Below are 23,020 nucleotides of genomic sequence, written 5' to 3'. Positions count from 1 at the left end.
TCATACCTCATGTATGATTGTTTTGTAAACAATGAAAGGGGTTACATTACCATGGATACAGTATTAACAACTTCAAAATTAGCTAAATATTTGGACCATACAAACTTAAAGCCTAACGCTACGGAGGCTGATATCAAGAAAACTTGTGAAGAAGCAATTAAGTACAATACGGCATCCGTTTGTATTAATTCATATTGGATTCCGTTTGTAGCTGATCAATTAAAAAACAGTTCTGTTAAACCAATCACAGTAGTTGGCTTTCCGTTGGGAGCCACTAATACAGAAACAAAAGTGTTCGAAGCTGTTACAGCAATGGACCAAGGAGCGGAAGAGATTGACATGGTCCTAAATATTGGTCAATTAATTGATGGTGATCGAAAAAATGTAACCGCTGACATTTTGAAAGTTGCTGAAGCTGTTCATGCAAAAGGTAAGCTTTTAAAAGTCATTTTGGAAACTTCCTATTTAAATGACACACAAATTGTAATGGGATGCCATGCTTCAATGGATGCCGGTGCAGATTTTGTTAAAACATCAACCGGATTTAGCTCTGCCGGGGCCCAAATTGATGACGTTGCATTGATGAGAAAAACGGTTGGCAGCAAGCTTGGTGTGAAGGCCTCTGGCGGAATTCACACACGAGATGAAGCGTTGGCAATGATTAACGCGGGTGCGAATCGCTTAGGTGTTAGCGCAACAATTGCGATTCTGTCAGAATAAAGCTGAATCCTTGGGGAGGGGCTAAGTTATGGATACAAAAGAATACAAGAGAATTTTCGGGATTGTGCTGGATTCGGTTGGTACAGGTGCAGCACCTGATGCAAATAAGTTTGATGATGTTGATTCAGATACATTGGGACATGTGGGTGAAGCATATGAAGGACGATTGGCACTTCCCAACTTGCAAAAAATGGGACTCTCTAATCTAAGGGGAAAGGCTATTTTAGGGGTACCCAAGGTTGAAACGCCAATTGGTTATTATGGCGTTATGCAGGAAATATCTGCAGGTAAAGATAGTATGGATGGACACTGGGAAATGATGGGACTTCCTGTTAGTAAGCCGTTGGATACATTTCCAAACGGTTTTCCAAGTGAGTTAATTAAAAAGATTGAAACTTTTTCTGACAGAAAGATCATCGGCAATCGTCCCGAGTCCGGTACCAAGATTATCGCAGAACTTGGTGAGCATCAGATGGAAACCGGAGATCTAATTGTGTATACTTCCGGTGATTCTGTTCTTCAAATCGCTGCACATGAGGATGTTATTCCATTGAAGGAACTTTATAAAATTTGTGAGTATGCTCGATCACTTGTTAACGGGCCGACTTATACGATTGGCCGGGTGATTGCACGACCATATGTTGGTCCGGACAAAGATCATTTTACCCGAACGGCAAATCGTCATGATTTCACACTAGCGCCAATTGGACAAACCGACTTGGATTATTTAAAATCCGCACAGGTTCATACGATTGGTATTGGAAAAATCAACGATATCTTTTCCGGTCAGGGCATTGACGTTGGCTTTCATAATGAAAGCAACATGGATGGGATGGATCACGTTGATAAAGTCATGCAGGAAGATTTTACAGGCTTCTGTTTCACTAATTTAGTAGATTTCGATGCAATGTATGGACATCGCCGCAACCCAATCGGCTTTGGACAGGCATTAATGGACTTCGATAAGCGCCTTGGGACAGTTTTGAAGAATCTTAAAGATGATGATCTATTGATCTTAACAGCCGATCACGGAAATGACCCGGGTTTTAAGGGAACAGATCATACGCGTGAACAAGTGCCACTGCTTGCTTATTCACCTTCTATGAAGTCAAACGGCAGTCTTGGCATTCGAAAAACGTTTGCAGATTTTGGTGCGACTGTTTTAGATAACTTTAATGTTTCAGGAAATGCGGTTGGCACAAGTTTTCTAAAGGAATTAATGAATACGGAGGAAATCAAATGAGTACACACATTGGCGCGAAAGCCGGCGAAATTGCATCGACAGTTTTGATGCCTGGAGACCCTCTTCGAGCAAAGTACATTGCCGAAACCTATTTGGAAAATCCGGTTTGCTATAGTCAAGTTCGAAATATGCTTGGGTACACGGGTACTTACAAGGGTAAGAAAATTTCCGTTCAAGGATCTGGAATGGGTATCCCATCACTGGCAATTTATACAACTGAACTGATTAAAGAATACGGTGTTAAGACAATTTATCGAGTTGGTAGTTGTGGTGGAATGAGTCCGGATGTCAAAATTCGTGACGTTATTTTGGGAGAAGCAGGTACAACCGATTCATCGATTATTGCCAATACTTTTGGAGCCGGTATGTATTATTCGCCGATTGCTGACTTTGGGTTACTGGATTCTGCCTACCATACTGCCCAAGAAATGGGCATTAATACAAAAGTGGGGAATATTTTTGCCGCAGATCGTTTTTATAATGATGAATTAGATTTACAAAAATTAATTGATTATGGTGTTTTGGCAACTGAAATGGAAACGGCCGGTCTGTATTTGCTGGCTGCTAAACACCATATTAAAGCACTGACGATTTTGACGGTTAGTGATCATCTCTTAACGGGTGAAGCGTTGTCAGCCAAAGAACGCGAAACGTCATTTGATGAAATGGCTAAATTATCACTTGAAACAGCCTACAGAAATATTAATGACTAACGGGGATTTATCGTTGCGACAGATTAACAGCGGGAGAGACGGATGGCTGAAATTCATGATTTGGAAAAATTAAAACAGAGTTTGAAAGTTGCCGAAATGTATTATGAAGACGATTTAAGTCAAACTGAAATTTCTAAATCAGTGGGAATTTCAAGACCAACAATTTCGCGTTTACTTCAATATGCGAAAGACAACGGGCTTGTGAAGATTCAAATTGTTAATCCCTTAGTAGATGCCAAGATACTTGAGAAACAACTCAAACAAAAATACGGGGTTAATATTTATGTTGTTTCAAACAATTATGGGCATTCCCATTCTTTACAAGAGCGAGTTGGGAAATATGCTGCTGATTTTTTGGCGAAAGTCGTTAGGCATGGTGATGTTATTGGATTAGGATGGGGCAAAACGATCCATGCGATTACCCAGCAGGTTGAAGAACAAGCGGTCTCTGATGTTCGGGTTGTTGAATTGAAGGGCAGTGTCAGTTATTCAGAGGAAAAAACATGGGCGTACGAAAGCGTCAATGAATTAGCAAGGGTCTATCATACCTCTCCTGATTATTTACCATTACCAGTGATTTTTGATAATAAGATAACAAAGAAAATGGTTGAACGGGATCGCTACATCAAGCGCATCCTTGATCTGGGTAGAAGCGCCGACATTGCGTTGTTTACTGTGGGGACAGTTAGATCCGATGCGTTGATTTTTCAACTTGGATATTTTAATGATGAGGAGAAGAAACAACTTCAACAAGAAGCCATAGGGGATGTGTTTTCACGGTTTGTTGATCGAAACGGGGAAATCGTTAATCAACAAATTGATGATCGGACAATTGGCATCAAGCTTGACGAGTTAAGAAATAAAAAATACGCTATTCTGGTTGCTACTGGAAAACAGAAAACAGCAGGTGTACATGCGGTATTGAAGGCCGGATACGCAAATCAAGTCATTATTGATCAAGGATTGGCACAATTGCTGTTAGACATGTAGACACATTATTCACAATAGTAAAGGGGATTTATTTATGCGGATGGTGGATATCATTCATAAAAAACGTTCTGGGAACGTGTTATCGGATCAAGAAATTCAGTTTTTTGTTGATGGCGTTGTGTCAGGAGAAATTCCTGATTATCAAATTAGCGCACTTTTGATGGCAATCTATTTTCAAGGGATGACGGACAGTGAACAGGCAACATTGACAATGAAAATGATGACTTCAGGGGATCATCTTGATCTGAGTTCAATTCCGGGCATTAAGGTTGATAAGCATTCAACCGGTGGTGTTGGTGATAAAGTCAGTATTCCATTAGCTGCCGTGGTAGCTGCAATGGGCATTCCCATCCCGATGATTTCCGGGCGGGGACTTGGTCACACCGGTGGGACGCTGGATAAGTTGGAAGCTATACCCGGTTATCAAGTGGAGATGTCGGAAGCTAAGTTTATTGAGCAAATCAAGCGGGATAAGTGTGCAATTATTGGCGCAACCGGTAACATTGCACCTGCTGATAAAAAGATTTATGCATTACGGGATGTCACTGATACAGTCGATTCGATTCCTTTAATTGCGAGTTCAATTATGAGTAAGAAAATTGCTTCCGGAACCGACGCTTTAATTATTGATGTTAAAACCGGAGCGGGTGCATTTATGAAGACACTGGATGACTCAAGAGTACTTGCCAAAGCACTGGTGAGTATCGGTAAGGGAGTCGGTATGCAGTGTATGGCACTAATTACTGATATGAATCAACCACTTGGAAGAGCAATTGGCAATGCCCTTGAAATTCAAGAGTCAATTGATGTTTTGAAAGGGAAAGGACCGACTGATTTAGAAAAACTGATCACAGTTATCGGCGGTTATATGGCTGTAATGGGTGGTAAAGCTAAAACGATCGATGAAGGTCAAAAACTTGCTGAAACTGTTATCCATAATGGGCAAGGCCTTAAAAGCTTTAAGAGAATGATTCGGGATCAGGGCGGCGATTCAAAAGTTGTTGATGAGCCGACTGATATTCTGCCACAAGCAGCCTATCAAATCGATCTGCCGGCAAAAAGGACCGGAATCATTTCAAAAATGGTTGCAGATGAAATCGGTGTTGCAAGCATGCTGCTTGGAGGAGGACGTCAGAAAGCCAATGACAAACTCGATTATTCAGTCGGTATATATCTCAATAAGAAAATTGGTGATCCGATTTCCGAAGGTGAGTCGATCTTAACGATTCATAGTAACCGTAAAGATGTTGAAGACATTAAGAAAATACTTTATGATAATATTGAAATTTCAGCAACAGCTAAAAAACCAAAGTTGATTTATGAAACAGTGGGTTGGTCTGTAGAAGATTAATGGGTGATTTTAAAAGCTGATCACGTGGTAGATAAATTTTAAATTTGGTATAACAAGTTTGAGGCACATATAAAATGTCTCAAGCTTTTTTTGGTGATAAATGATTTTTTCTCATTAAATTTTTATTTTTTATTTCTCATTCCCACAGTTCCTTTATTTTCGGGATTCGTTTAGGTAAAATAGCATTATCTATAATGCCATATACTAAAATAGTTTGATTCTCAAACTATTTTAGTATATAGTGTGTTTTGTCCTAAAAAACGGATACCTGTGGCGTAATTGTCCACATTTTTTTATAACTAATAGTTTGATTCTCAAACTATTTAGGAAGTTACGCCACCAGTTTAACAACTGAAAGGAAGAAACCAATGAGTGTACTAGATGCATCTGAAATCATGGATTTAATTCCGAACCGTTACCCCATTTTATTTATGGATAAGGTGGATGAATTAAACCCCGGCGAATCAATTGTTTGTACAAAGAATGTCACCATTAACGAAGAGTTTTTCCAAGGACATTTCCCTGGTAACCCTGTAATGCCCGGCGTTTTGATTATTGAATCACTTGCCCAGGCAGCTTCAATTTTAATTTTGAAGACTGAAAAATATCAAGGAAAAACAGCTTATCTTGGTTCGATTGATAATGCGAAGTTCAGAAAAGTGGTACGTCCCGGTGATGTTTTGAAACTTCATGTTGAGATGGAAAAACAACGTGATAATATGGGAAAAGTTAAGTGTGAAGCTAAGGTTGACGAAAAAGTAGCCTGCTCCGCAACTTTAACGTTTATTGTTCCTGATCCCAAAAAGAAAATTTAATTTGTACCAGAAACTAGGAGAATTAGCCAATGAATTCCACAGAAAGTGATGAAATTAAAGCGGATTACAACTTTATTAGTGACGCCCTAGTGGACATTTATGATCAGATTATGCGAATTGAAGAGAGCGAAATTAGAAAGAGTCGTTTTAAGGACATCACCGCAAAGGAACTTCATTTGGTTCACACGATTGGATTGCATGACCGTAAAACAACTTCTGAAGTTGCCCGGATATTGAGATTGAGCAAGGGCACTTTGACTGCCAATTTGAACAATCTTGAGCGTAAAGGTTATATTACCCGAATTACGAATCAACAGGATCGGCGAATTATTAATTTAGCGTTAACCAGTAAGGGTCGATTGTTGTATCGGGCACATTATGCATTTCATCGAAAATTGGTCGAACAATGTTTGAAGGGGTTTGATGGTCCTGCAATTAAAAAAATGAAACAGGCGTTAATTAACGTCGAAGACTTTATTGGTGAGGTTTCAGCAAAATGAAATTTGAAAATTTCAAAATCTTAGCAACTGCAAGCCAGGTTCCGACAAGGGTTGTGGATAATGATGAATTATCTACAATGATGGATACTTCTGATGACTGGATTGTTCAACGAACCGGCATTAGGCGTCGCCACGTTGCAGTTGACGAAACAACAAGTTCGTTATGTACGTCGGTTGCAAAACAGCTTCTTGAAAAGACTGGTTTGAAGCCATCTGAAATTGATCTCATTATTGTTGCAACAATGTCACCGGATTATCTAACGCCATCTGTCAGCGCGATGGTTCAAGGAAACCTGGGTGCCGATCATGCTGTTGCCATGGACATCGATGCGGCTTGTTCGGGATTCGTATACGGACTGAACATGGTAAAGCAGCTTTTGATAGCCGAGACACCTAAAAACGCCATCTTAATTGGTGGTGAGACGCTTAGCAAATTAATTGATTGGCAAGATCGTTCAACAGCTGTTTTGTTTGGCGACGGGGCAGGCGGTGTTTTACTTAAAAATACGCCTAAATCAGAGGGCGCATTTATTTCAGAGAACCTTAAGACGCTTGGAAAGCTTGGTCGTTATTTAACAGCTGGCAAAACGGGTGCACCAACGCCATTTATGACGAAAAAAGATGAATTCTCCCCATTCTTTCAAATGAATGGGCGGCGTGTTTATCGTTTTGCGGTTAACAATGTTCCCGAATCAATTAACCAAGCGTTGTCCGAGGCATCCCTGACAACCGATGATATTGATCATTTTGTTTTGCATCAGGCTAATAGCCGGATTGTTGAAAAAATTGCAGAAACCTTGGGTGTTTCTATGGATAAGTTTCCAATCAATATTGATGAGTATGGGAATACTGCGGCGGCCAGTGAGCCAATCTTATTGGACCAACTGGTCACTGACGGCACCATTAAAAGGGGGGATGTCGTTTTGCTGTCAGGTTTTGGCGGCGGATTAACAGTGGGCACAATGATTTTAAAGTATTAAGTCATGTATATGATCAAAAATTGAAACAGTCGGTTAACCAATAAAAAATTAAAACTATTCGGAGGAATTTTAAAATGACAAAAGAAGAAGTATTCAACCAAGTTAAGGACATTATCGTAGACCAATTGGATGTTGACGCTGATAAAATCAAGGAAAACACTAACTTCAAAAATGACCTTGATTTAGATAGTTTGGACATCTTCGAAGTTGTTGACAAAATCGAAGACACATATGACATTGAAATCGAAACAGATGATGGGATGGAAACTGTTGACGATTTGGTAAATTACGTACTTAAGCAAAAAGCTGAATAGTGGGTTGATATTTTGAAACTAGGTTATTTATTTAGCGGACAAGGAAAACAATTTGATGGTATGGGACAAGACCTATATCAACAAGAGGATATTTATCGACAAACGATTGATGAGGCATCCGATGTTTTAGGGCTCAACTTAAGTGATCCGTCTGTCATGTCCGATCCACAAAACACGCAAGTGGCCATCGTTGCGATGAGTACCGGTATTGATCGAATCCTTGAAAATGAGATTGGCTCACCAATTGGAGCTGCAGGTTTAAGTTTGGGAGAATACAGTGCCCTAATCGCGGCTCGGGGGATTCAATTCGAGGATGCATTGCCGCTTGTTCGTGACCGTAGTCGGTATATGGATCAGGCCGGTAAAAATCATCCTGGTAAAATGGCTGCAGTTTTAAAAGCAAATCCTGATATTGTTGGGGAAGCTTGTCGAGTAGGATCACAGGCAGGTGATATCTATCCCGCAAACTTTAACACCACATCACAAATTGTGATTGGTGGTTCTAAAGACGGATTGGCTGCTGCAACGGATTATCTGCATGAACACGGCATTAAGCGAGTTGTGCCGTTAAAAATGAGCGTTGCCTCACATACACCATTTATGCAGGAAGCTAGTGATTTGCTGGCAACCCGAATTAAAGATATTCATTTTCATGATTTCAAATTCCCGGTTATCAGCAACACGACTAAAAAACCGTTTGAAGTGGCATCAACGCAACAAACACTAGTTGATCAGTTGGTTAATCCAACTCATTTTGTGGATTGTCTGCAGGTTCTTCATGGAATGGACAGCCAGGCCATGATTGAAATTGGTCCAGGGGACACACTAATGAAGTTTGCAGCTAAAACGATTGCAAATGTGAAGGTATATCACGTGGACAGTCTCGAAACATTGAATGATGTCAGATCAAACATGAAGTTGGTGAAATAATGAGTGAAGCAAAACAAGTTGCATTGGTAACAGGTGCCGGTAAAGGAATCGGATTGGCAATTGCAAAACGATTGTTGGATGAGGATTTTTTTGTTGTATTGAATACGCATCATGACCTGTCAGACGATGCAAAGGCAGCACTTGAGGGAAAAAGCGGTCAATATGATCATCTGATTGGTGATGTTTCAAATGAGGCAGATGCCAAATCAATGATTGAGGCCATTACTGAGAAGCATGGTCGACTTGACGTTTTGGTCAATAATGCCGGTATAACCAAGGATAAATTATTGAGTCGTCTTAGTCTCGAAGATTTTAAAGCAGTGATTGATACGAATTTGGTTGGGGCATTTAACATGACCAAATTTGCGATGAAAGTCATGCAAAAGGCTCGTACAGGTGCCATTGTCAATATTTCAAGTATCTCAGGGTTGCACGGGAACCTTGGACAGGCCAATTATTCGGCAAGTAAGGCAGGATTGGTTGGTTTGACAAAAACCGCTGCGCGAGAAGGCGCACTTCGCAACATTCGATGTAATGCAGTTGCACCGGGCATGATTCGAACAGATATGACAGAAAAAATGAGTGAACGTCGTCAAAAAGAATTTGCAGATCAAATTCCTTTGAAACGATTTGGTGAAGCTAAGGAAATTGCTGATACAGTTGCATTTTTGATTGCTAATCAATACATCACCGGTCAAGTTGTCACGGTTGATGGTGGACTCACAATTTAAGCATTGAAGGAGTAATTTTATGAACAGAGTAGTTATTACTGGAATGGGAGCCGTTACGCCCATTGGAAACGATGTTGAAAGTTTCCTTCAGAATTTGTTTCATTCAAAAGTCGGCATTAATAAAATTACTAAATTTGATTCCGAACCGACCGGCATTTCTGTTGCCGGGGAGGTCAAGGATTTTGAACCATTGAAAAGACTTGATAAGAAGGCAGCTAAGAGAAACGATCTCTTTGTGAACTACGCCTTATATAGTGCTCATGAAGCAATGGAAATGGCTGGTCTTACGGAAGATAACATTAAGCCGGAAGAGCTGGGTGTTATTTACGGATCCGGTATCGGTGGCTTAACAACTATTGAACAACAGGTCATTAAGATGCATGATAAGGGGCCCAAACGGGTTTCACCACTTTTTGTGCCTAATTCAATTGTTAATATGGCTGCCGGTGACATTTCAATTACCTTTAACGCTCGTAATACAAGTCAAGCGATTGTTACTGCCTGTTCAACAGGGACTAATGCGATCGGAAATGCCTTTGAATATATTAAAGAAGGCAAGGCCGAGGCAATGATCGCTGGTGGTTCAGAAGCCTCTGTCAATGAAATCGGTATTTCAGGTTTTGCTGCAATTACGGCGCTTTCAAAGACTGAAGATCCAATGAAGGCTTCGATTCCATTTGATAAAGACAGAAATGGTTTTGTCATGGGTGAAGGGGCCGGCACGCTAATTTTGGAAAGTTACGATCATGCCAAAAATCGTGGTGCTAATATCTTGGCAGAGATTGTCGGGTATGGAACTACCAGCGATGCCTATCACATGACTGCACCGGATCCTGATGGTAATGGTGCTAAACGTGCAATGCAGATGGCAATTGACGAAGCAGGCATTGATGCAACCCAAGTTGATTATATCAATGCCCATGGAACCAGTACGCATGCAAACGATAGTGCAGAGTCCAAGGCAATCAATGAAGTTTTTGCAAAAAACGACCATGTTAAGGTAAGCAGCACAAAGGGAATGACCGGACATGCATTGGGAGCTGCGGGGGCTATCGAAGCCGTTGCTGCAATCGGTGCAATTCGTCACAACCAGATGCCGGTTAATGTCGGCGTTGCTAACCAGGATGAGGAATGTACCGTCGATTTGGTTAATGAAAGCAATAAAAAGGCCCCTGTTAATTACGCAATCAGTAACTCGTTCGGCTTTGGAGGACACAATGCCGTTATTGCATTCAAGGGATGTGAGTAACTTATGGATGAGAAAGAAATTGAACGATTATTAGACAAATTCGATAAGTCATCTTTAAAAAATTTCGAGTTAACACAGGATGATTTTAAGCTAGCGTTGAGTAAACGCGAAGGTGGTGAACAAGTCATAAACGACTCTCAGGCAACTGAGCTTGTCGGAAGTGATAGTACACACCATAAACAAAATTTGCAGAGCCAATCAGCAGCTTCCAACGATTTAAAATCGGAAGAGGCTGATTCGCCGGACAATGTTGAAGAAATTACGGCACCTTTGGTTGGCGTGATTTATTTTGCACCTAATCCGGATAAGCCCGCTTTCAAGAAACAGGGAGATAAGGTCAAAAAGGGAGACGTCGTTTGCGTCATTGAGGCCATGAAAATGATCAATGAAGTTAAAAGTGATGTTTCGGGCACAATTTCAAATGTTTTGGTCAAAGATGGCAGCATGGTTGAATATGGTCAACCGATTTTTCAAGTAACGAAGGGGTAGTTTGAATGAAACCAGAAGTCAATGATGTTATTCCTCAAAGATATCCCTTTCAAATGATTGATCGATTTTTGGACGTTGAAGCGGGTAAGAACGCAACAGCAGTCAAATTAATTTCGATCAATGAATGGTTTTTTGCCAATCAAGGGGCTCATCAATTGACCGTTCCACGGCCAATAATGATTGAGGCAATGGCGCAAACCGGGGTAGCAGCTATCCTGACATTACAGCAATATCATGGAAAAAATGTTTTCTTTGGTGGTATTAAAAATGCTGTTTTTCAGGATGATTTTCGCCCTGGAGACCGATTGATTTTTAATGTTGAAATGAAGAAGTTACGTGCCAATATCGGTCTTGGACATGGCACAATTACTCGTGATGACGAGGTCATTTGTGAGGCAGATTTAATATTTGCAGTGGAATAAGAGACAAGCATGTTTAACTGGAACAAATTGAGAGGTGAGTATATGTTTAAAAAAGTATTAGTGGCAAATCGTGGAGAAATTGCTGTACAAATAATCAGGGCACTTCATGATATGGACATTGAGGCTGTTGCAGTTTATTCAAGTGCCGACAAGGACAGTCTATTTGTCCATTTAGCCGACGAAGCCATTTGTATTGGCGGACCGCAGCCCAGTGATTCTTATTTAAATATGACTCAGATTGTCAGCGCAGCTACTTTAACCGGGTGTGAAGCCATTCATCCCGGATATGGTTTTTTGTCTGAAAACGCTGAGTTCGCCGAATTGTGTGAATCTTGCCATATTAAGTTTATTGGGCCGAGTCATCAGTTGATTTCTTTAATGGGTGATAAGGCAAACGCCCGTGAAGCAATGAAATCGGCGGGGGTTCCCGTTATTCCCGGTAGTGAGGGTGACGTGACGTCGATTGATCAGGCTGAAAAGATTGCCGAAAAAATCGGCTTTCCGGTTTTGCTGAAATCTGCTGCTGGGGGCGGCGGTAAAGGAATCCGGGAAGTTGATCGGCCTGATCAGCTTCGAGACGCTTTTGAACAGGCGCAACGAGAAGCAAAGGCATCTTTTAATGATGACAGTATGTATGTGGAAAAATTGATTCGAAACGCTAAGCACGTTGAGATGCAGGTGATTGCGGATGATTTTGGCAATGTAGTTTACTTACCCGAACGGGACTGTTCACTGCAGCGAAATCATCAAAAGGTCATTGAAGAGAGTCCCTGCGTATTAATTTCGCCGGCAGAACGAAAAGAGCTTGGTGAGATTGTTGCTCATGCCACACTTAAGCTCGGTTACACCAATACTGGAACTTACGAATTTTTGATGGACGAAACACACCATTTTTATTTCATGGAAATGAATACCAGACTTCAAGTTGAGCATACGATTACCGAAGAAGTGACCGGAATCGAATTGGTTAAAGGCCAACTTGAAGTGGCAAGTGGTGAAAAATTATCATTTAGCCAGGCAGACGCTGCCGTTAAAGGGCACGCCCTTGAATGTCGTTTAAATGCAGAAGATCCTGAAAATAATTTTGCACCACAGCCCGGAAAAATTAATCACTTGTTTTTCCCCGATGGATCCCTGGGTGTTCGAATTGACTCCGGCGTTACAAACGGAAGCTTTATTTCGCCGTTTTACGATTCGATGATCGCTAAATTGATTGTTCATTTAAACGATCGGGATGCGGTCATTGCGAAAATGCGACGGGTTCTGGGTGAACTCGAAATTACGGGTGTGACAACAAATCAGGCTTTTTTGTATGAATTGATTTCAACGGATCGTTTTAAGAAAGGCACTTATTCGACCAGCTTTATCGAAAATGACGTGCTTGCCAACAGGAGGGGATTAGATGTTGCAAAGTCGGTTTAAAATGCCCAGCCGTGAGGAATTAAAAAAGCGAATGGACAACATCCCCGACAATATTATGAAGGAATGTCCAGTATGTCATGCTACGTTCTTTTCGATGCGGGCGGGGAAGCAACGTACCTGCCCGAACTGTGGCTTCGGTTTTCGGATAACTGCTAAAAGACGTGCTAAAATTACATTCGATTCTTTCAATGAAATTGATTCCGATATAACGGTTCCCAAGCAGTATACGGATGAAAAGTATATGGCAAAAGTGGCCAAAGCAAAAAAGGTAACCGGGATCAAAGAAAGCGTTCTGACCGGTATTGGGACATTGGATAAAATGCAGGTCGCAGCCGGCATTATGGATCCATTTTTTGTGATGGGGAGTTTAGGAAGCGCCACTGGTGAAAAGATTACCCGATTGTTTGAAAAAGCGACTGACGAAAACTTACCGGTTGTCATGTTTACGGCATCAGGCGGTGCTCGAATGCAGGAGGGGATTCATTCCCTGATGCAGATGGCAAAGGTATCCCAGGCGGTTGAAGCTCACAATAAGGCAGGACTATTATATATCGTTGTTCTTTGTGATCCAACCACTGGGGGAGTAACGGCAAGTTTTGCGATGCAAGGTGATATTATTTTGGCCGAATCACATGCTTTAGTTGGTTTTGCTGGGCGTCGAGTAATTGAACAAACGATTATGAAGCAACCGCCAAAAGACTTTCAAAAGGCGGAGACCGTTCTCCAACACGGATTTATAGATGCCATTGTACCTCGTAGTGATTTGAAGCAAGTGTTAACCAAGTTGTTAGCCTTGCATCAAAAGAAGGAGGATGCAAATGGTTAAAAAAACTGCTTATGAACGGGTTCAGGCTGCCAGGAACACTCAAAAAATTTCAACTGATGAACTGATCCATGGATTGATTAGTGACTTTTTTGAGTTGCATGGTGATCGATCAGACGGTGATGATCAGGCTGTGATTGGTGGCGTTGGTCTGTTAAATGATGAACCACTAACAGTTGTGGGGATTCGAAAAGGATCGGATACTGAGGAAAATATTAAACGCCACTTTGGAAGTCCCGAACCTGAAGGATACCGAAAAGCATTGCGTTTGATGAAGCAGGCTGAAAAGTTTCACCGGCCGATTCTGGCATTGGTTAACACACCCGGTGCCTGGCCCGATGTTGACGCCGAGTATCACGGTGTCGGCTCGGCAATTGCCCAGTGTCTACAAGTTGGCATGCAGCTTAAGGTACCTTATATTAGTATGATTGTTGGTGAAGGCGGTAGTGGGGGTGCAATTGCCCTGGCGTGTGGAGACAAGGTCTTTATGTTTGAAGACAGTATTTATTCCGTATTATCGCCGGAGGGTTACGCAAGTATTATGTGGAAGGATTCATCAAAGGTTGCTCAAGCAGCGGAAGAACTTAAATTAACACCGGATCGGTTACTGGAAAGTGGTATTATTGATCAAATTATTCATGAGTATCGACCGGGTGATGATTTGAAACCGTTGCGCGATTTCCTTTACAATCAATTTAATGAATTGAAGAATCTTCCAACTGATGAATTATTGCGGCAACGTCGGGAACGATATCGGAAGTTTTAAAGAAAATTAATTTGGAGGCCGAATAAATGAGTGGCTTTTTAGAAGGAAAAACAATTGTGATCATGGGGGTCGCAAATAAACGAAGTATTGCGTGGGGATGTACCCAGGCAATTCTTGAGCAGGGTGCCAATGTTATTTTGACATATCAAAATGATCGAATTAAGAAAAGTTTGCAACGATTTGTTCCGGAAACTGCTGAATTAATCGAATGTGATGTTTCTGAAGATGACAATATTAAACAAACTTTTGAAAAGATCGGTCAGAAGCACGGCAAAATTGATGGCGTCATTCATGCCATTGCTTATGCTGATAAAGAAACGTTAACTTCAGGATTGGTTAATACGACCAGAGATGGTTATGATCTGGCTCAAAACATCAGTGCTTACTCATTGATTGCGGTTAGTCGTTATGCACAACCGATTTTAAACAATCCCGGCAGCATCTTAACATTGACATACTTTGGTTCTACTCGGGCAATTCCCAACTACAATATGATGGGCGTTGCAAAAGCTGCATTGGAGTCAAGCGTTCGGTACTTAGCTTCAGACTTGGGTGAAAGTGGTGTTCGCGTGAATGCTATTTCGGCTGGTGCTGTTAAAACATTAGCTGTTACCGGCATTAAACACCATAGTGAATTACTTAAGGAATCAGAATCCCGAACTGTTGATCAAAAGAGTGTCACAACTTCTGAAATTGGAAATGTTGCTGCTTTCTTGATGAGCGACTTATCAACTGGGATGACTGGTGACGTTGTGTATGTAGATAAAGGTGTGCATTTGATCTAAATTTGATTTTACCCATGATGTGTAAGATGTGTCAGTATTTTTTGTACGATTATCAGGCACAATTTATAAAATGGGAGTTCAATTTAAATCTGATTAGCGACAATATTGTATGATTAATAATCAGTTCGAATAGTAAAACTTAATGACAGGTGCTTGATGTGAAAAATCGGATCAAGCACCCCGGATAAGAATGACCTATTCGGAGAAACACTTAGTTTATGGCATATCGTAACTTGACCAGATTATTTTTTATCATAAAGGTAACGTGAAGATAAGCTGGCTTTTTGACGAATGAGTGGGGGAATCAATAATGGCAGATCATCAATCGAAAATTTTATATGAGCTGTTGTCCTCCAATGGCCGCTACATTTCAGGAAATGAGTTGGCAAAACGGCTGAATATCAGCCGGCCGGCTGTGTACAATAATATCTTGAAATTAGAACGAGGCGGTCACCGGATTACAACAAAAAAGGGATTGGGATACTGTTATCAATATTCTAAATGTTTTGATGCGCAGGTTATTGATCATTATCGGACGACTACATTTCCCGTTGAGGTGCATGCCTTCAAGAAAATAACCTCAACCAATGATTACGCAAAAGCATTTAGTAGTCATGTTACTGTTGAAAGACCTCATGTTTTTGTAACGGATACACAGACTCATGGTAGAGGTCGACTTGGACGTCACTTTTATTCACCGAGTAAAACCGGTATTTACATGAGTATTTTGGTTCCACTGCAGAGCCGAAGAACAATTCATTCTGGTTTAATTACAACTGGAACGGCAGTTTGTGTTGTCCGGGCACTAAAGCAGTTCTTTCCCCAAGTGGATTTTCGAGTTAAATGGGTAAATGATATATTAGCGCACCATAAAAAGTGTGGTGGTATTTTAACCGAAACAATCTCAAGCTTGGAGGATGGCATTCATGAAAATGTGATTGTCGGAATCGGCCTCAATATAAGTTCTCAGGGCTTTCCGGATGAAATTATCCATAAAGCCGGTTCGGTTGTTGAGAAAAGTGATGTTGATCGCAACAAAATTGTTGCAGGTATTATCGATAATTTCTTTTATATGTATCAGACCTACCGTACAGGCAGTTTCTTATCGGAATATGCAGCGCTTTCCGAAACGCTTGGTCAGACGGTCGAAATTGTGATGGGTAATCAGACAGTAACTGGTACAGCAATGAGGTTTAATCGTGAAGGTGCGTTGATTATTCGTAAAAAAGATGGCGAAATGGTCACGATTTCCAGTGGTGAGGTCAAAAAGGTTTTTTTACCAGAGAATCCATACCATGGCTAAAGCCGTTTGGGTACGAAAATGGTTAAGCAAAACAAAGAAATGATTAACCATCACTTCGATGAGTGATGATGAGGAGGCATTCAAATGAAGATTCGAGAGATAACGCAAATTGCGTTAGTAACAGCAGTTATTATTGTTTTAGGGCTGATTCCGCCAATTCCATTAGGATTTATTCCGGTGCCGATTGTGCTTCAAAACTTAGGCATTATGATTGCGGGGATCGTATTGGGGCCAAAACGAGGGACCGTTTCAGTGGCCTTATTCCTTTTCTTAGCGCTGATTGGCTTTCCTGTACTAAGTGGTGGTCAGGCGGGCCCGGCGGTCTTTGTGGGGCCGACAGGGGGATATCTGGTCGGTTGGCTGTTAACACCGGCTTTAGTTTGGAGCACGATGTCGTTTAAGTTTATGAAACAATCGTGGGAAAAAATGGCGGGTGCCTGGATCGGCGCAGTGTTAATCGTTGATATTATTGGATCGCTTTGGTTGACAATAGGCTCTGGAATGCCGTTAATAAGTGCATTGCTGTCCAATCTGGTATTTATACCTGGGGATACGTTAAAAGTGGTTGTGGCCTGTTTGGTTGGCCAACGTATTCGGATTCCAAAAATTAATCGAGTATAATGCAGATTTATTTTTGGACGATATTGTTCTTGGATTAAACGGATTCAAAGTAAAAAGTCCGATACCTCAAATGAGGCATCGAACTTTTTTAAACGATATTAAAATAGCAAACTATTTAATCAAGTGAATTAATGGAAAAATAGATTCATGATCATGACAAGGACAATACCGACCACGGAAATAATCGATTCAAGCACGGTCCATGTCTCCAAGGTTTGCTTGATTGTCAAATCGAAATATTCTCTGAACATCCAGAAACCGGCATCGTTAACATGAGATGCGGCAAGTGAACCGGCACCGATAGCCAATACCATCAAGGCTGGATCAACACCTGATTGAGCCATTAATGGGGCAACAATTCCGGCAGCAGTTAATGATGCAACCGTTGCAGACCCAAGTGCAATTCGAAGAACAACAGCGATTAACCAACCAAGAATCAATGGTGAAATAGATGAGCCAAGGAAGATTTTAGCAACTTCTTTGCCAACGCCACCATCAATCAGGACTTGTTTAAAAGCACCACCACCACCAATAACTAATAGCAACATTGCAATGGATTTAACGGCGTTTTCAAGTGATTCCATGATTTGGGCAGTTGTTCGTTTGCGAGCCCATCCCATTGTCCACATTGCAAAGAATAGTGAAATCAGCATTGCAATACTTGGTGACCCAATAAATTCGATAATCGAATCAAGCAATGAAGGATTCTTTGGCTCAGCGCCGCCGTTAACCGTCATTTTGTAAATTGTGGCAATGGCCAACAAGATAACTGGGAAGAGGGCGGTTAATACTGATAAGCCAAATGATGGTGATTCTTCCGGACTGAATTCCTTAACTTCACCTATTGATGAAAGATTTCCCTTTCTGTTAAAGGCATCGGGTGCAAATTTGCGTGCCAATTTTGAGAAAAGTGGTCCGGCAATATAAGCGGCAATAATAGCAATAATAAAACCGAATAGAAGAACACGACCATCGTTAGCACCCAATACTTGGGCGATAGCAACTGGTGCCGGGTGAGGTGGCAGGAAGCCGTGGGTAACTGACAAAGCGGCTGCCATTGGAATCCCCAAGTAAAGGATAGGAACACCGGCCTCAACGGCGATTGCAAAGACGATAGGAACCAGTAAGACCATTCCGACTTCGAAGAACAGTGCAATTCCTAGAATAAACGATGCAATCATAACGGCAATTTGCAATCGTTGTTTACCGAAGCGTTTGATCAAGGTGCTGGCAATCATGTAGGCACCACCGGAATCGGAAACCAGTCGACCAAGCATGGCTCCAAAGCCAAAGACCATTGACAATTCACCTAATTGGCTTCCAATACCATTGGTGATTGAGTCGGCAATTTTACCAAGCGGCATTCCAAGGAATATCGCGGTAATTGCTGCAGTTAATACCAAGGAAACGAAGGTATTAATTTTAAATTTGATGATTAAAACCAGTAAAATAATGATACCGGCTAATAGTGCAATTAATTGCATATCATCAATCTCCTTTCAAACTTGTAAGACTTTTGTATTCAATTTTCAATGTGACTTCATTCTGATATTATTTCCCCGAGAAATCATCTTCATGTTCATGACGTCGTTGATAGTCGGCGATATTTTTATATTCGGGTTCGAGAGAACGGCTTAAACGAATGTAAATTGGGATTAATTCACGGTAAGCCGGGAAATTCTTTGGATCCGGATGATGAACGACGGTTGTTCCGACAAAGTTTGAGACATCTGTCAAACTGTCAATCAATCCCAAGCTGTACATGCCAAGAGTCGCTGCTCCAAGTGCGGTACTTTCAAAGCTTTCCGGGATGGCAACATCTTGCTCAAAAATATCGGTAAGCATTTGACGCCAAAGTGCAGAACGTGCAAAACCACCGTTTGCCTGAATACTGGTTGGACGGCCGACAACTTCCTCAAGAGCCAACATAACGGTATATAGATTATAGACAATTCCCTCAAGTACGGCACGAATCATATGTGCTCTGGTATGGGTTCTGTTCAAGCCAAAGAAAGATCCACGGGCGTTTGCATCCCAGATTGGGGCACGTTCACCGCCAAGGAATGGGAAGAAAAGCAGTCCATCCGAGCCAGCAGGGATCTTAGCAGCAATTTGAGTTAACAAGTCATATGGATCAATATGCATCTGCTCGGCAGTAACCTTTTCAGGTGCGCATAATTGATCACGAACCCAACGGAATACAACACCACCGTTATTGACAGGACCACCAATGACCCACATATTCTTGGCAAGGTAATAACAGAATACCCGTGCCTTTGGATCAGTATGTGGTTTGTCCGTAACCACTCTGACAGCACCGGAGGTTCCGATTGTTACGGCAACGACACCCGGCTGAATGGCATTAACGCCAAGGTTTGCCAATGGCCCGTCTGATGCACCGATGATAAACGGTGTATCGGGATCAATTCCCAAAACTTTTGCATACTGATCATGCATGCCTTTCAACTGATATGTTGTATCTACCAATTCAGGCAACTGATTACGCGTTACACCTGCTAACTTAAGTGCCTGATTATCCCAGTCCATATTGTAAATATTGAACATACCGGTTGCGTTTGCAATTGAATAATCCTCTTTTAACGTGCCAAAGAGTCTGTAGAGAATATATTCCTTAATGCCAACGAACCAACGTGCTTTTTTAAACAGGTCCGGATGATCATTCCGTAACCAAATCAGTTTAGTTAAGGGTGTCATTGGGTGAATGGGTGTGCCGGTATGTTGGTAGATTTCCATTCCCTGTGGACTGGCCTTTAGTTCATCAGCATATTTAACGGCACGATTGTCGCCCCATGTAATAGCACGTGTGAGTGGTTTATAGTCTGAGTCCAAGAGGATTAAACTGTGCATTGCACACGAAAGTGCAACCCCTTTCAATTCACCTGGCTTTAAATTTGCTTTTCGAATAAGCTCAGTGATACCGTCTTGCATGGCCGAAAAAATTTCTTCTGGATCTTCTTCTGCCATGTCGGGCGTATCCTGATAAAGTGGATAGCCATTGTTTGAATAGCCATGTACTTTACCGTTAGTATCATAAAGTACTGTTTTTACACTGGTGGTTCCAATATCAACACCTAATGTGTAAGCCATCGATACAACTTCCTTTCTATGTTTTAAATTTACAAATACCGGTTTTCGAATCTGAAAATACACGCTAAAATAATAATAGCTGGTTTCATATTCAAAAAAGATATTGATCACAGCACAGTGCCGGTATCGCTTCGAACTAAATTTACCATGCCTATCGCGCTGCATCAAATATAAGCATCTTTCTTTTTATCAAATGTAAGCGACTACAATATTATATGAAAAACAATTTCACAATGCAACTATTTTGTTGTAAAATATTTACAAGCAATAAGAATCGTAATAATTACTAGTTTTAATGAAATGAAAGGTGATTAAGATGAGCTCGCCAGTTCAAATGCTGAAGCAGTCTTTCGATAATTTAAGTCGAACAAATAAAAAAATTGCAAAATATGTGATTGATAATCCCCAAGCCGCATCGGAGGCCAATATAGAAGATTTGGCAGCGGTAACGGAAACGTCAACGGCTTCTGTTTCCAGATTAGTGAAAACACTTGGCTATTCAAACTTCCGTGAATTCACATTATCGTTGGCTTATACACAATTAAGACCACAGAATTTACCAATATTTAAAGATATTGATGCAAATGATACACTTTCAACCATTGCCGATAAGATCTTTACCAGTTCACAACGAGCGCTTCAGGATACACGTGAAGGGATCGACGAGAATGAATTTGCCCGTTCAGTTCTTCGGATCATTCACTGCCGCAGACTCGGCTTCTTTGGTCTCGGCGGTTCATCTGTAGCTGCTTTGGACGGTTATCATAAATTTTTACGCACGTCGATTGATTGTTTTTATTATCCTGACTTTGACGTACAGCTCATGCAAGCTGTAAAATTGGGAGAGGACGATTGCGCAATTGTTGTTTCACACTCGGGTAAAAACCGACAGACAATAAAAATTGCTGAGACGTTAAAACGCCGAAAGGTTCCTGTCATTGCAATTACCAGCTATCAGGACTCACCTTTAGTGGGACACAGTGATATCACATTTATTTCGTCAAGCGATGAATCCAATTATCGTTCTGAAGGCATGTATTCACTGTTGGCCCAATTAACTATTATTGATACATTATTTATGATGGCAACGGTTCGAATGGGACCTGCTACTGAAGACACAATTCGCAGCGTCCAAAATATAATTGAAAGTACTAGGGGATAAAAGTGTGTGATTCAAAACGGGTAACACCCGGAGTATAAGGCGTTGATTGGGGAAATCCCGAATTTGGATTTTTCGAATCAATCCCTTATATGGAGTGGTGTTGTTTTGAGGAGCAGTCCTAAAAAGTGTGTGATTCAAAACGGGTAATACCCGGAGTATAAGGCGTTGATTGGGGAAATCCCGAATTTGGATTTTTCGAATCAATCCCTTATATGGAGTGGTGTTGTTTTGAGGAGCAGTCCTAAAAAGTGTGTGATTCAAAACGACACACCTTAATCCCGATTAACTGAGATGACTATTTATGCGACGAAGAGATGTTCAACCAATTTATGCTGAAACTTACCGGCGACGGGTGAGAACCCGTAAGGTGATTTTTGGCGTTTTTTTGTTGATTGTCTTATTAATAACTGCTTTTTCCGTTTGGCGGTGGCATGCAAAACAAGAGCTTAAGAGATATCCAATAAGGGGCGTTTCGATTAACCAGGATAATGGCTACATTGACTTTGAAAGTTTGAAAAACAACGGTGTTAAGTTTGTTTATTTAAAAGCAACACAGGGAGCGACCTACACTGATGACAGCTTTCTAAGTAATTTTCAAAGAAGTCAGGGGTCGCAACTACCAGTTGGCGTTTACCATTATTTCAGTTTTAGCAGCTCGCCGAAAGCCCAATTTAAAAACTTTGTGCGTCAGGTAAAAACCAATACAGGCAGTTTGCCGATTTGTATTTCTATTCAGTATTACGGGGGCTATAATGATGGCTCGGTTCATTGGAAATCAACGCGGGAAAATGTTCGGACATTAATGTCCGATATTCGACATTATTATCAACGACCAGTCGTTATTTCAACTAGCCAGGAGATTATTCAGCGTTTGAAAATCGAGGCAACAAATGCTCATCAGTTTTGGACGACTGACGGCCAGCTTGGTAAGCCAAACGGTGATGCAACGTTTATTCAAGTGACTCAGAAGCAGGATTTTCGATTAGATCGACAGGTTGTTTTTTTACCGATGTCCGTATTTAACGGTGATGCACGACAATGGGCCAGGTATCTGGAGAGTTAACAAAATAAAAGCAGCTGATGACAAAGTCTGTTTTGCCTTGGCTGCTTTCATAACGTTTCCATGTTTGGATATAAATCATATGTGTTGTTATCCGATTCATCGTAAAATTTTGTTGGACGCGCTTCATTTGCCCGAATTTCCAAGGTGTACCCATAGCGGTCCACATATGAAACTTCATATTTTTTGACAGATGAAACCTTGGCTGACAAATCTTCCCCGTCGATTGACAGTTTGAGATCGGGACCAATTTCAATTTTATGGTTGTGCCCCCGATAATCTTTAAAAAACCACGTTCCGGCAAAAAACAGTGGATCTATGTGATCAATCTGTTTTTTACGTTTAGGTGCATGAAAAAGTCCAATGAAAAAAGAAATTAAAAAAATAGCAATGCTTCTTTTACGCAATAAAAACATCCCCTACAGTAATACTTACAACACACTATAGCATTATAGCGTTATTATAAGACGATAGTAGATATTTTAGATGTTAATCACGTTAAAACATTGTTACAATTTAACTA

Annotated in this window: 25 protein-coding genes; 22 read left to right on the top strand and 3 right to left on the bottom strand. The window is 41.1% G+C overall.

The window, feature by feature from the left end:
- Positions 1–51: 51 nt before the first annotated feature.
- The 20 genes from deoC (at position 52) to GQR93_RS10495 (ending at position 17,167) form a co-directional block, all read left to right on the top strand.
- Entirely contained in the window at positions 52–720 is a 669-nt protein-coding gene (gene deoC, locus GQR93_RS10590; protein WP_035444685.1) for a deoxyribose-phosphate aldolase, read from the top strand.
- Between the two features lie 28 nt (positions 721–748).
- Positions 749–1,963: a phosphopentomutase gene (locus GQR93_RS10585; protein ID WP_004466919.1), complete on the top strand. Its 1,215-nt coding sequence runs from the start codon at positions 749–751 to the stop codon at positions 1,961–1,963.
- Positions 1,960–2,676, top strand: coding sequence for a purine-nucleoside phosphorylase (deoD, locus tag GQR93_RS10580; protein ID WP_003559603.1), 717 nt, complete (start codon positions 1,960–1,962; stop codon positions 2,674–2,676). Before GQR93_RS10585 ends, deoD begins: the two co-directional genes overlap by 4 nt.
- Positions 2,677–2,718: 42 nt before the next feature.
- Positions 2,719–3,666 (top strand): sugar-binding transcriptional regulator, encoded by a 948-nt coding sequence (locus GQR93_RS10575; RefSeq protein ID WP_004466922.1) that lies wholly within the window; start codon positions 2,719–2,721, stop codon positions 3,664–3,666.
- Between the two features lie 34 nt (positions 3,667–3,700).
- Positions 3,701–5,017 carry a pyrimidine-nucleoside phosphorylase gene (locus GQR93_RS10570; RefSeq protein ID WP_004466924.1) on the top strand — a complete coding sequence of 439 codons (1,317 nt, stop codon included), beginning with the start codon at positions 3,701–3,703 and terminating at the stop codon, positions 5,015–5,017.
- 368 nt (positions 5,018–5,385) lie between these two features.
- Positions 5,386–5,832: a 3-hydroxyacyl-ACP dehydratase FabZ gene (gene fabZ, locus GQR93_RS10565; protein WP_003559609.1), complete on the top strand. Its 447-nt coding sequence runs from the start codon at positions 5,386–5,388 to the stop codon at positions 5,830–5,832.
- Between the two features lie 29 nt (positions 5,833–5,861).
- On the top strand, positions 5,862–6,332 hold the full coding sequence (locus GQR93_RS10560; protein ID WP_004466926.1) for a MarR family winged helix-turn-helix transcriptional regulator: 471 nt from the start codon (positions 5,862–5,864) through the stop codon (positions 6,330–6,332).
- Entirely contained in the window at positions 6,329–7,312 is a 984-nt protein-coding gene (locus GQR93_RS10555; protein ID WP_004466928.1) for a beta-ketoacyl-ACP synthase III, read from the top strand. Before GQR93_RS10560 ends, GQR93_RS10555 begins: the two co-directional genes overlap by 4 nt.
- Positions 7,313–7,386: 74 nt before the next feature.
- Positions 7,387–7,626 (top strand): acyl carrier protein, encoded by a 240-nt coding sequence (locus GQR93_RS10550; protein ID WP_003559614.1) that lies wholly within the window; start codon positions 7,387–7,389, stop codon positions 7,624–7,626.
- A gap of 12 nt (positions 7,627–7,638) precedes the next feature.
- Positions 7,639–8,556 carry an ACP S-malonyltransferase gene (locus GQR93_RS10545; protein WP_004466930.1) on the top strand — a complete coding sequence of 306 codons (918 nt, stop codon included), beginning with the start codon at positions 7,639–7,641 and terminating at the stop codon, positions 8,554–8,556.
- Positions 8,556–9,287 carry a 3-oxoacyl-ACP reductase family protein gene (locus tag GQR93_RS10540; RefSeq protein ID WP_004466932.1) on the top strand — a complete coding sequence of 244 codons (732 nt, stop codon included), beginning with the start codon at positions 8,556–8,558 and terminating at the stop codon, positions 9,285–9,287. The genes GQR93_RS10545 and GQR93_RS10540 overlap by 1 nt, the downstream gene beginning before the upstream one ends.
- 19 nt (positions 9,288–9,306) lie before the next feature.
- Positions 9,307–10,536 (top strand): beta-ketoacyl-ACP synthase II, encoded by a 1,230-nt coding sequence (fabF, locus tag GQR93_RS10535; RefSeq protein ID WP_004466934.1) that lies wholly within the window; start codon positions 9,307–9,309, stop codon positions 10,534–10,536.
- Between the two features lie 3 nt (positions 10,537–10,539).
- Positions 10,540–11,025 (top strand): acetyl-CoA carboxylase biotin carboxyl carrier protein, encoded by a 486-nt coding sequence (gene accB, locus GQR93_RS10530; RefSeq protein ID WP_004466936.1) that lies wholly within the window; start codon positions 10,540–10,542, stop codon positions 11,023–11,025.
- Between the two features lie 5 nt (positions 11,026–11,030).
- Positions 11,031–11,447: a 3-hydroxyacyl-ACP dehydratase FabZ family protein gene (locus GQR93_RS10525; RefSeq protein WP_004466939.1), complete on the top strand. Its 417-nt coding sequence runs from the start codon at positions 11,031–11,033 to the stop codon at positions 11,445–11,447.
- A gap of 42 nt (positions 11,448–11,489) precedes the next feature.
- The gene (accC, locus tag GQR93_RS10520; protein WP_035444686.1) at positions 11,490–12,869 is read left to right on the top strand and encodes an acetyl-CoA carboxylase biotin carboxylase subunit; all 1,380 of its coding nucleotides are present in this window, start codon (positions 11,490–11,492) and stop codon (positions 12,867–12,869) included.
- Positions 12,850–13,695 (top strand): acetyl-CoA carboxylase carboxyltransferase subunit beta, encoded by an 846-nt coding sequence (locus GQR93_RS10515; RefSeq protein WP_004466942.1) that lies wholly within the window; start codon positions 12,850–12,852, stop codon positions 13,693–13,695. Before accC ends, GQR93_RS10515 begins: the two co-directional genes overlap by 20 nt.
- The gene (accA, locus tag GQR93_RS10510; protein ID WP_004466946.1) at positions 13,682–14,458 is read left to right on the top strand and encodes a carboxyltransferase subunit alpha; all 777 of its coding nucleotides are present in this window, start codon (positions 13,682–13,684) and stop codon (positions 14,456–14,458) included. Before GQR93_RS10515 ends, accA begins: the two co-directional genes overlap by 14 nt.
- A 26-nt stretch (positions 14,459–14,484) precedes the next feature.
- Complete coding sequence (fabI, locus tag GQR93_RS10505; protein ID WP_004466948.1) at positions 14,485–15,243, top strand: enoyl-ACP reductase FabI; 759 nt, start codon at positions 14,485–14,487, stop codon at positions 15,241–15,243.
- A 310-nt stretch (positions 15,244–15,553) separates the two neighbouring features.
- On the top strand, positions 15,554–16,546 hold the full coding sequence (locus GQR93_RS10500) for a biotin--[acetyl-CoA-carboxylase] ligase (protein ID WP_004466952.1): 993 nt from the start codon (positions 15,554–15,556) through the stop codon (positions 16,544–16,546).
- An 84-nt stretch (positions 16,547–16,630) separates the two neighbouring features.
- A complete protein-coding gene (locus GQR93_RS10495) occupies positions 16,631–17,167 on the top strand; it encodes a biotin transporter BioY (protein WP_004466954.1) in 537 nt (178 codons plus the stop codon).
- Between the two features lie 128 nt (positions 17,168–17,295).
- On the opposite strand, the gene GQR93_RS10485 is transcribed toward GQR93_RS10495, so the two are convergent.
- The gene (locus GQR93_RS10485) at positions 17,296–18,651 is read right to left on the bottom strand and encodes a gluconate:H+ symporter (protein WP_003559640.1); all 1,356 of its coding nucleotides are present in this window, start codon (positions 18,649–18,651) and stop codon (positions 17,296–17,298) included.
- A 67-nt stretch (positions 18,652–18,718) separates the two neighbouring features.
- Positions 18,719–20,275: a gluconokinase gene (gene gntK, locus GQR93_RS10480; RefSeq protein ID WP_035444688.1), complete on the bottom strand. Its 1,557-nt coding sequence runs from the start codon at positions 20,273–20,275 to the stop codon at positions 18,719–18,721.
- Between the two features lie 316 nt (positions 20,276–20,591).
- Here gntK and GQR93_RS10475 point away from each other — a divergent pair, with 316 nt between their 5' ends.
- Entirely contained in the window at positions 20,592–21,437 is an 846-nt protein-coding gene (locus GQR93_RS10475) for a MurR/RpiR family transcriptional regulator (protein WP_004466959.1), read from the top strand.
- Positions 21,438–21,738: 301 nt separating this feature from the next.
- Positions 21,739–22,500: a GH25 family lysozyme gene (locus GQR93_RS10470; protein ID WP_004466961.1), complete on the top strand. Its 762-nt coding sequence runs from the start codon at positions 21,739–21,741 to the stop codon at positions 22,498–22,500.
- A 47-nt stretch (positions 22,501–22,547) separates the two neighbouring features.
- On the opposite strand, the gene GQR93_RS10465 is transcribed toward GQR93_RS10470, so the two are convergent.
- Complete coding sequence (locus tag GQR93_RS10465) at positions 22,548–22,913, bottom strand: DUF4828 domain-containing protein (RefSeq protein WP_004466963.1); 366 nt, start codon at positions 22,911–22,913, stop codon at positions 22,548–22,550.
- Between the last annotated feature and the right edge of the window lie 107 nt (positions 22,914–23,020).

Origin of the sequence: Lentilactobacillus hilgardii, assembly GCF_009832765.1 — a bacterium.
In the GTDB taxonomy this organism is placed as follows: domain Bacteria; phylum Bacillota; class Bacilli; order Lactobacillales; family Lactobacillaceae; genus Lentilactobacillus; species Lentilactobacillus hilgardii.
Note: the sequence above shows the minus strand (reverse complement) of the source record. Positions and strands in the feature narration are given on the sequence as shown.

What these genes read in the sequence shown, in the direction of transcription:
- deoC (WP_035444685.1), top strand. Translation starts at nt 52, where the DNA reads ATGGATACAGTATTAACAACTTCAAAATTAGCTAAATATTTGGACCAT.
- GQR93_RS10585 (WP_004466919.1), top strand. Translation starts at nt 749, where the DNA reads ATGGATACAAAAGAATACAAGAGAATTTTCGGGATTGTGCTGGATTCG.
- deoD (WP_003559603.1), top strand. Translation starts at nt 1,960, where the DNA reads ATGAGTACACACATTGGCGCGAAAGCCGGCGAAATTGCATCGACAGTT.
- GQR93_RS10575 (WP_004466922.1), top strand. Translation starts at nt 2,719, where the DNA reads ATGGCTGAAATTCATGATTTGGAAAAATTAAAACAGAGTTTGAAAGTT.
- GQR93_RS10570 (WP_004466924.1), top strand. Translation starts at nt 3,701, where the DNA reads ATGCGGATGGTGGATATCATTCATAAAAAACGTTCTGGGAACGTGTTA.
- fabZ (WP_003559609.1), top strand. Translation starts at nt 5,386, where the DNA reads ATGAGTGTACTAGATGCATCTGAAATCATGGATTTAATTCCGAACCGT.
- GQR93_RS10560 (WP_004466926.1), top strand. Translation starts at nt 5,862, where the DNA reads ATGAATTCCACAGAAAGTGATGAAATTAAAGCGGATTACAACTTTATT.
- GQR93_RS10555 (WP_004466928.1), top strand. Translation starts at nt 6,329, where the DNA reads ATGAAATTTGAAAATTTCAAAATCTTAGCAACTGCAAGCCAGGTTCCG.
- GQR93_RS10550 (WP_003559614.1), top strand. Translation starts at nt 7,387, where the DNA reads ATGACAAAAGAAGAAGTATTCAACCAAGTTAAGGACATTATCGTAGAC.
- GQR93_RS10540 (WP_004466932.1), top strand. Translation starts at nt 8,556, where the DNA reads ATGAGTGAAGCAAAACAAGTTGCATTGGTAACAGGTGCCGGTAAAGGA.
- fabF (WP_004466934.1), top strand. Translation starts at nt 9,307, where the DNA reads ATGAACAGAGTAGTTATTACTGGAATGGGAGCCGTTACGCCCATTGGA.
- accB (WP_004466936.1), top strand. Translation starts at nt 10,540, where the DNA reads ATGGATGAGAAAGAAATTGAACGATTATTAGACAAATTCGATAAGTCA.
- GQR93_RS10525 (WP_004466939.1), top strand. Translation starts at nt 11,031, where the DNA reads ATGAAACCAGAAGTCAATGATGTTATTCCTCAAAGATATCCCTTTCAA.
- accC (WP_035444686.1), top strand. Translation starts at nt 11,490, where the DNA reads ATGTTTAAAAAAGTATTAGTGGCAAATCGTGGAGAAATTGCTGTACAA.
- GQR93_RS10515 (WP_004466942.1), top strand. Translation starts at nt 12,850, where the DNA reads ATGTTGCAAAGTCGGTTTAAAATGCCCAGCCGTGAGGAATTAAAAAAG.
- accA (WP_004466946.1), top strand. Translation starts at nt 13,682, where the DNA reads ATGCAAATGGTTAAAAAAACTGCTTATGAACGGGTTCAGGCTGCCAGG.
- fabI (WP_004466948.1), top strand. Translation starts at nt 14,485, where the DNA reads ATGAGTGGCTTTTTAGAAGGAAAAACAATTGTGATCATGGGGGTCGCA.
- GQR93_RS10500 (WP_004466952.1), top strand. Translation starts at nt 15,554, where the DNA reads ATGGCAGATCATCAATCGAAAATTTTATATGAGCTGTTGTCCTCCAAT.
- GQR93_RS10495 (WP_004466954.1), top strand. Translation starts at nt 16,631, where the DNA reads ATGAAGATTCGAGAGATAACGCAAATTGCGTTAGTAACAGCAGTTATT.
- GQR93_RS10485 (WP_003559640.1), bottom strand. Translation starts at nt 18,651, where the DNA reads ATGCAATTAATTGCACTATTAGCCGGTATCATTATTTTACTGGTTTTA.
- gntK (WP_035444688.1), bottom strand. Translation starts at nt 20,275, where the DNA reads ATGGCTTACACATTAGGTGTTGATATTGGAACCACCAGTGTAAAAACA.
- GQR93_RS10475 (WP_004466959.1), top strand. Translation starts at nt 20,592, where the DNA reads ATGAGCTCGCCAGTTCAAATGCTGAAGCAGTCTTTCGATAATTTAAGT.
- GQR93_RS10470 (WP_004466961.1), top strand. Translation starts at nt 21,739, where the DNA reads ATGCGACGAAGAGATGTTCAACCAATTTATGCTGAAACTTACCGGCGA.
- GQR93_RS10465 (WP_004466963.1), bottom strand. Translation starts at nt 22,913, where the DNA reads ATGTTTTTATTGCGTAAAAGAAGCATTGCTATTTTTTTAATTTCTTTT.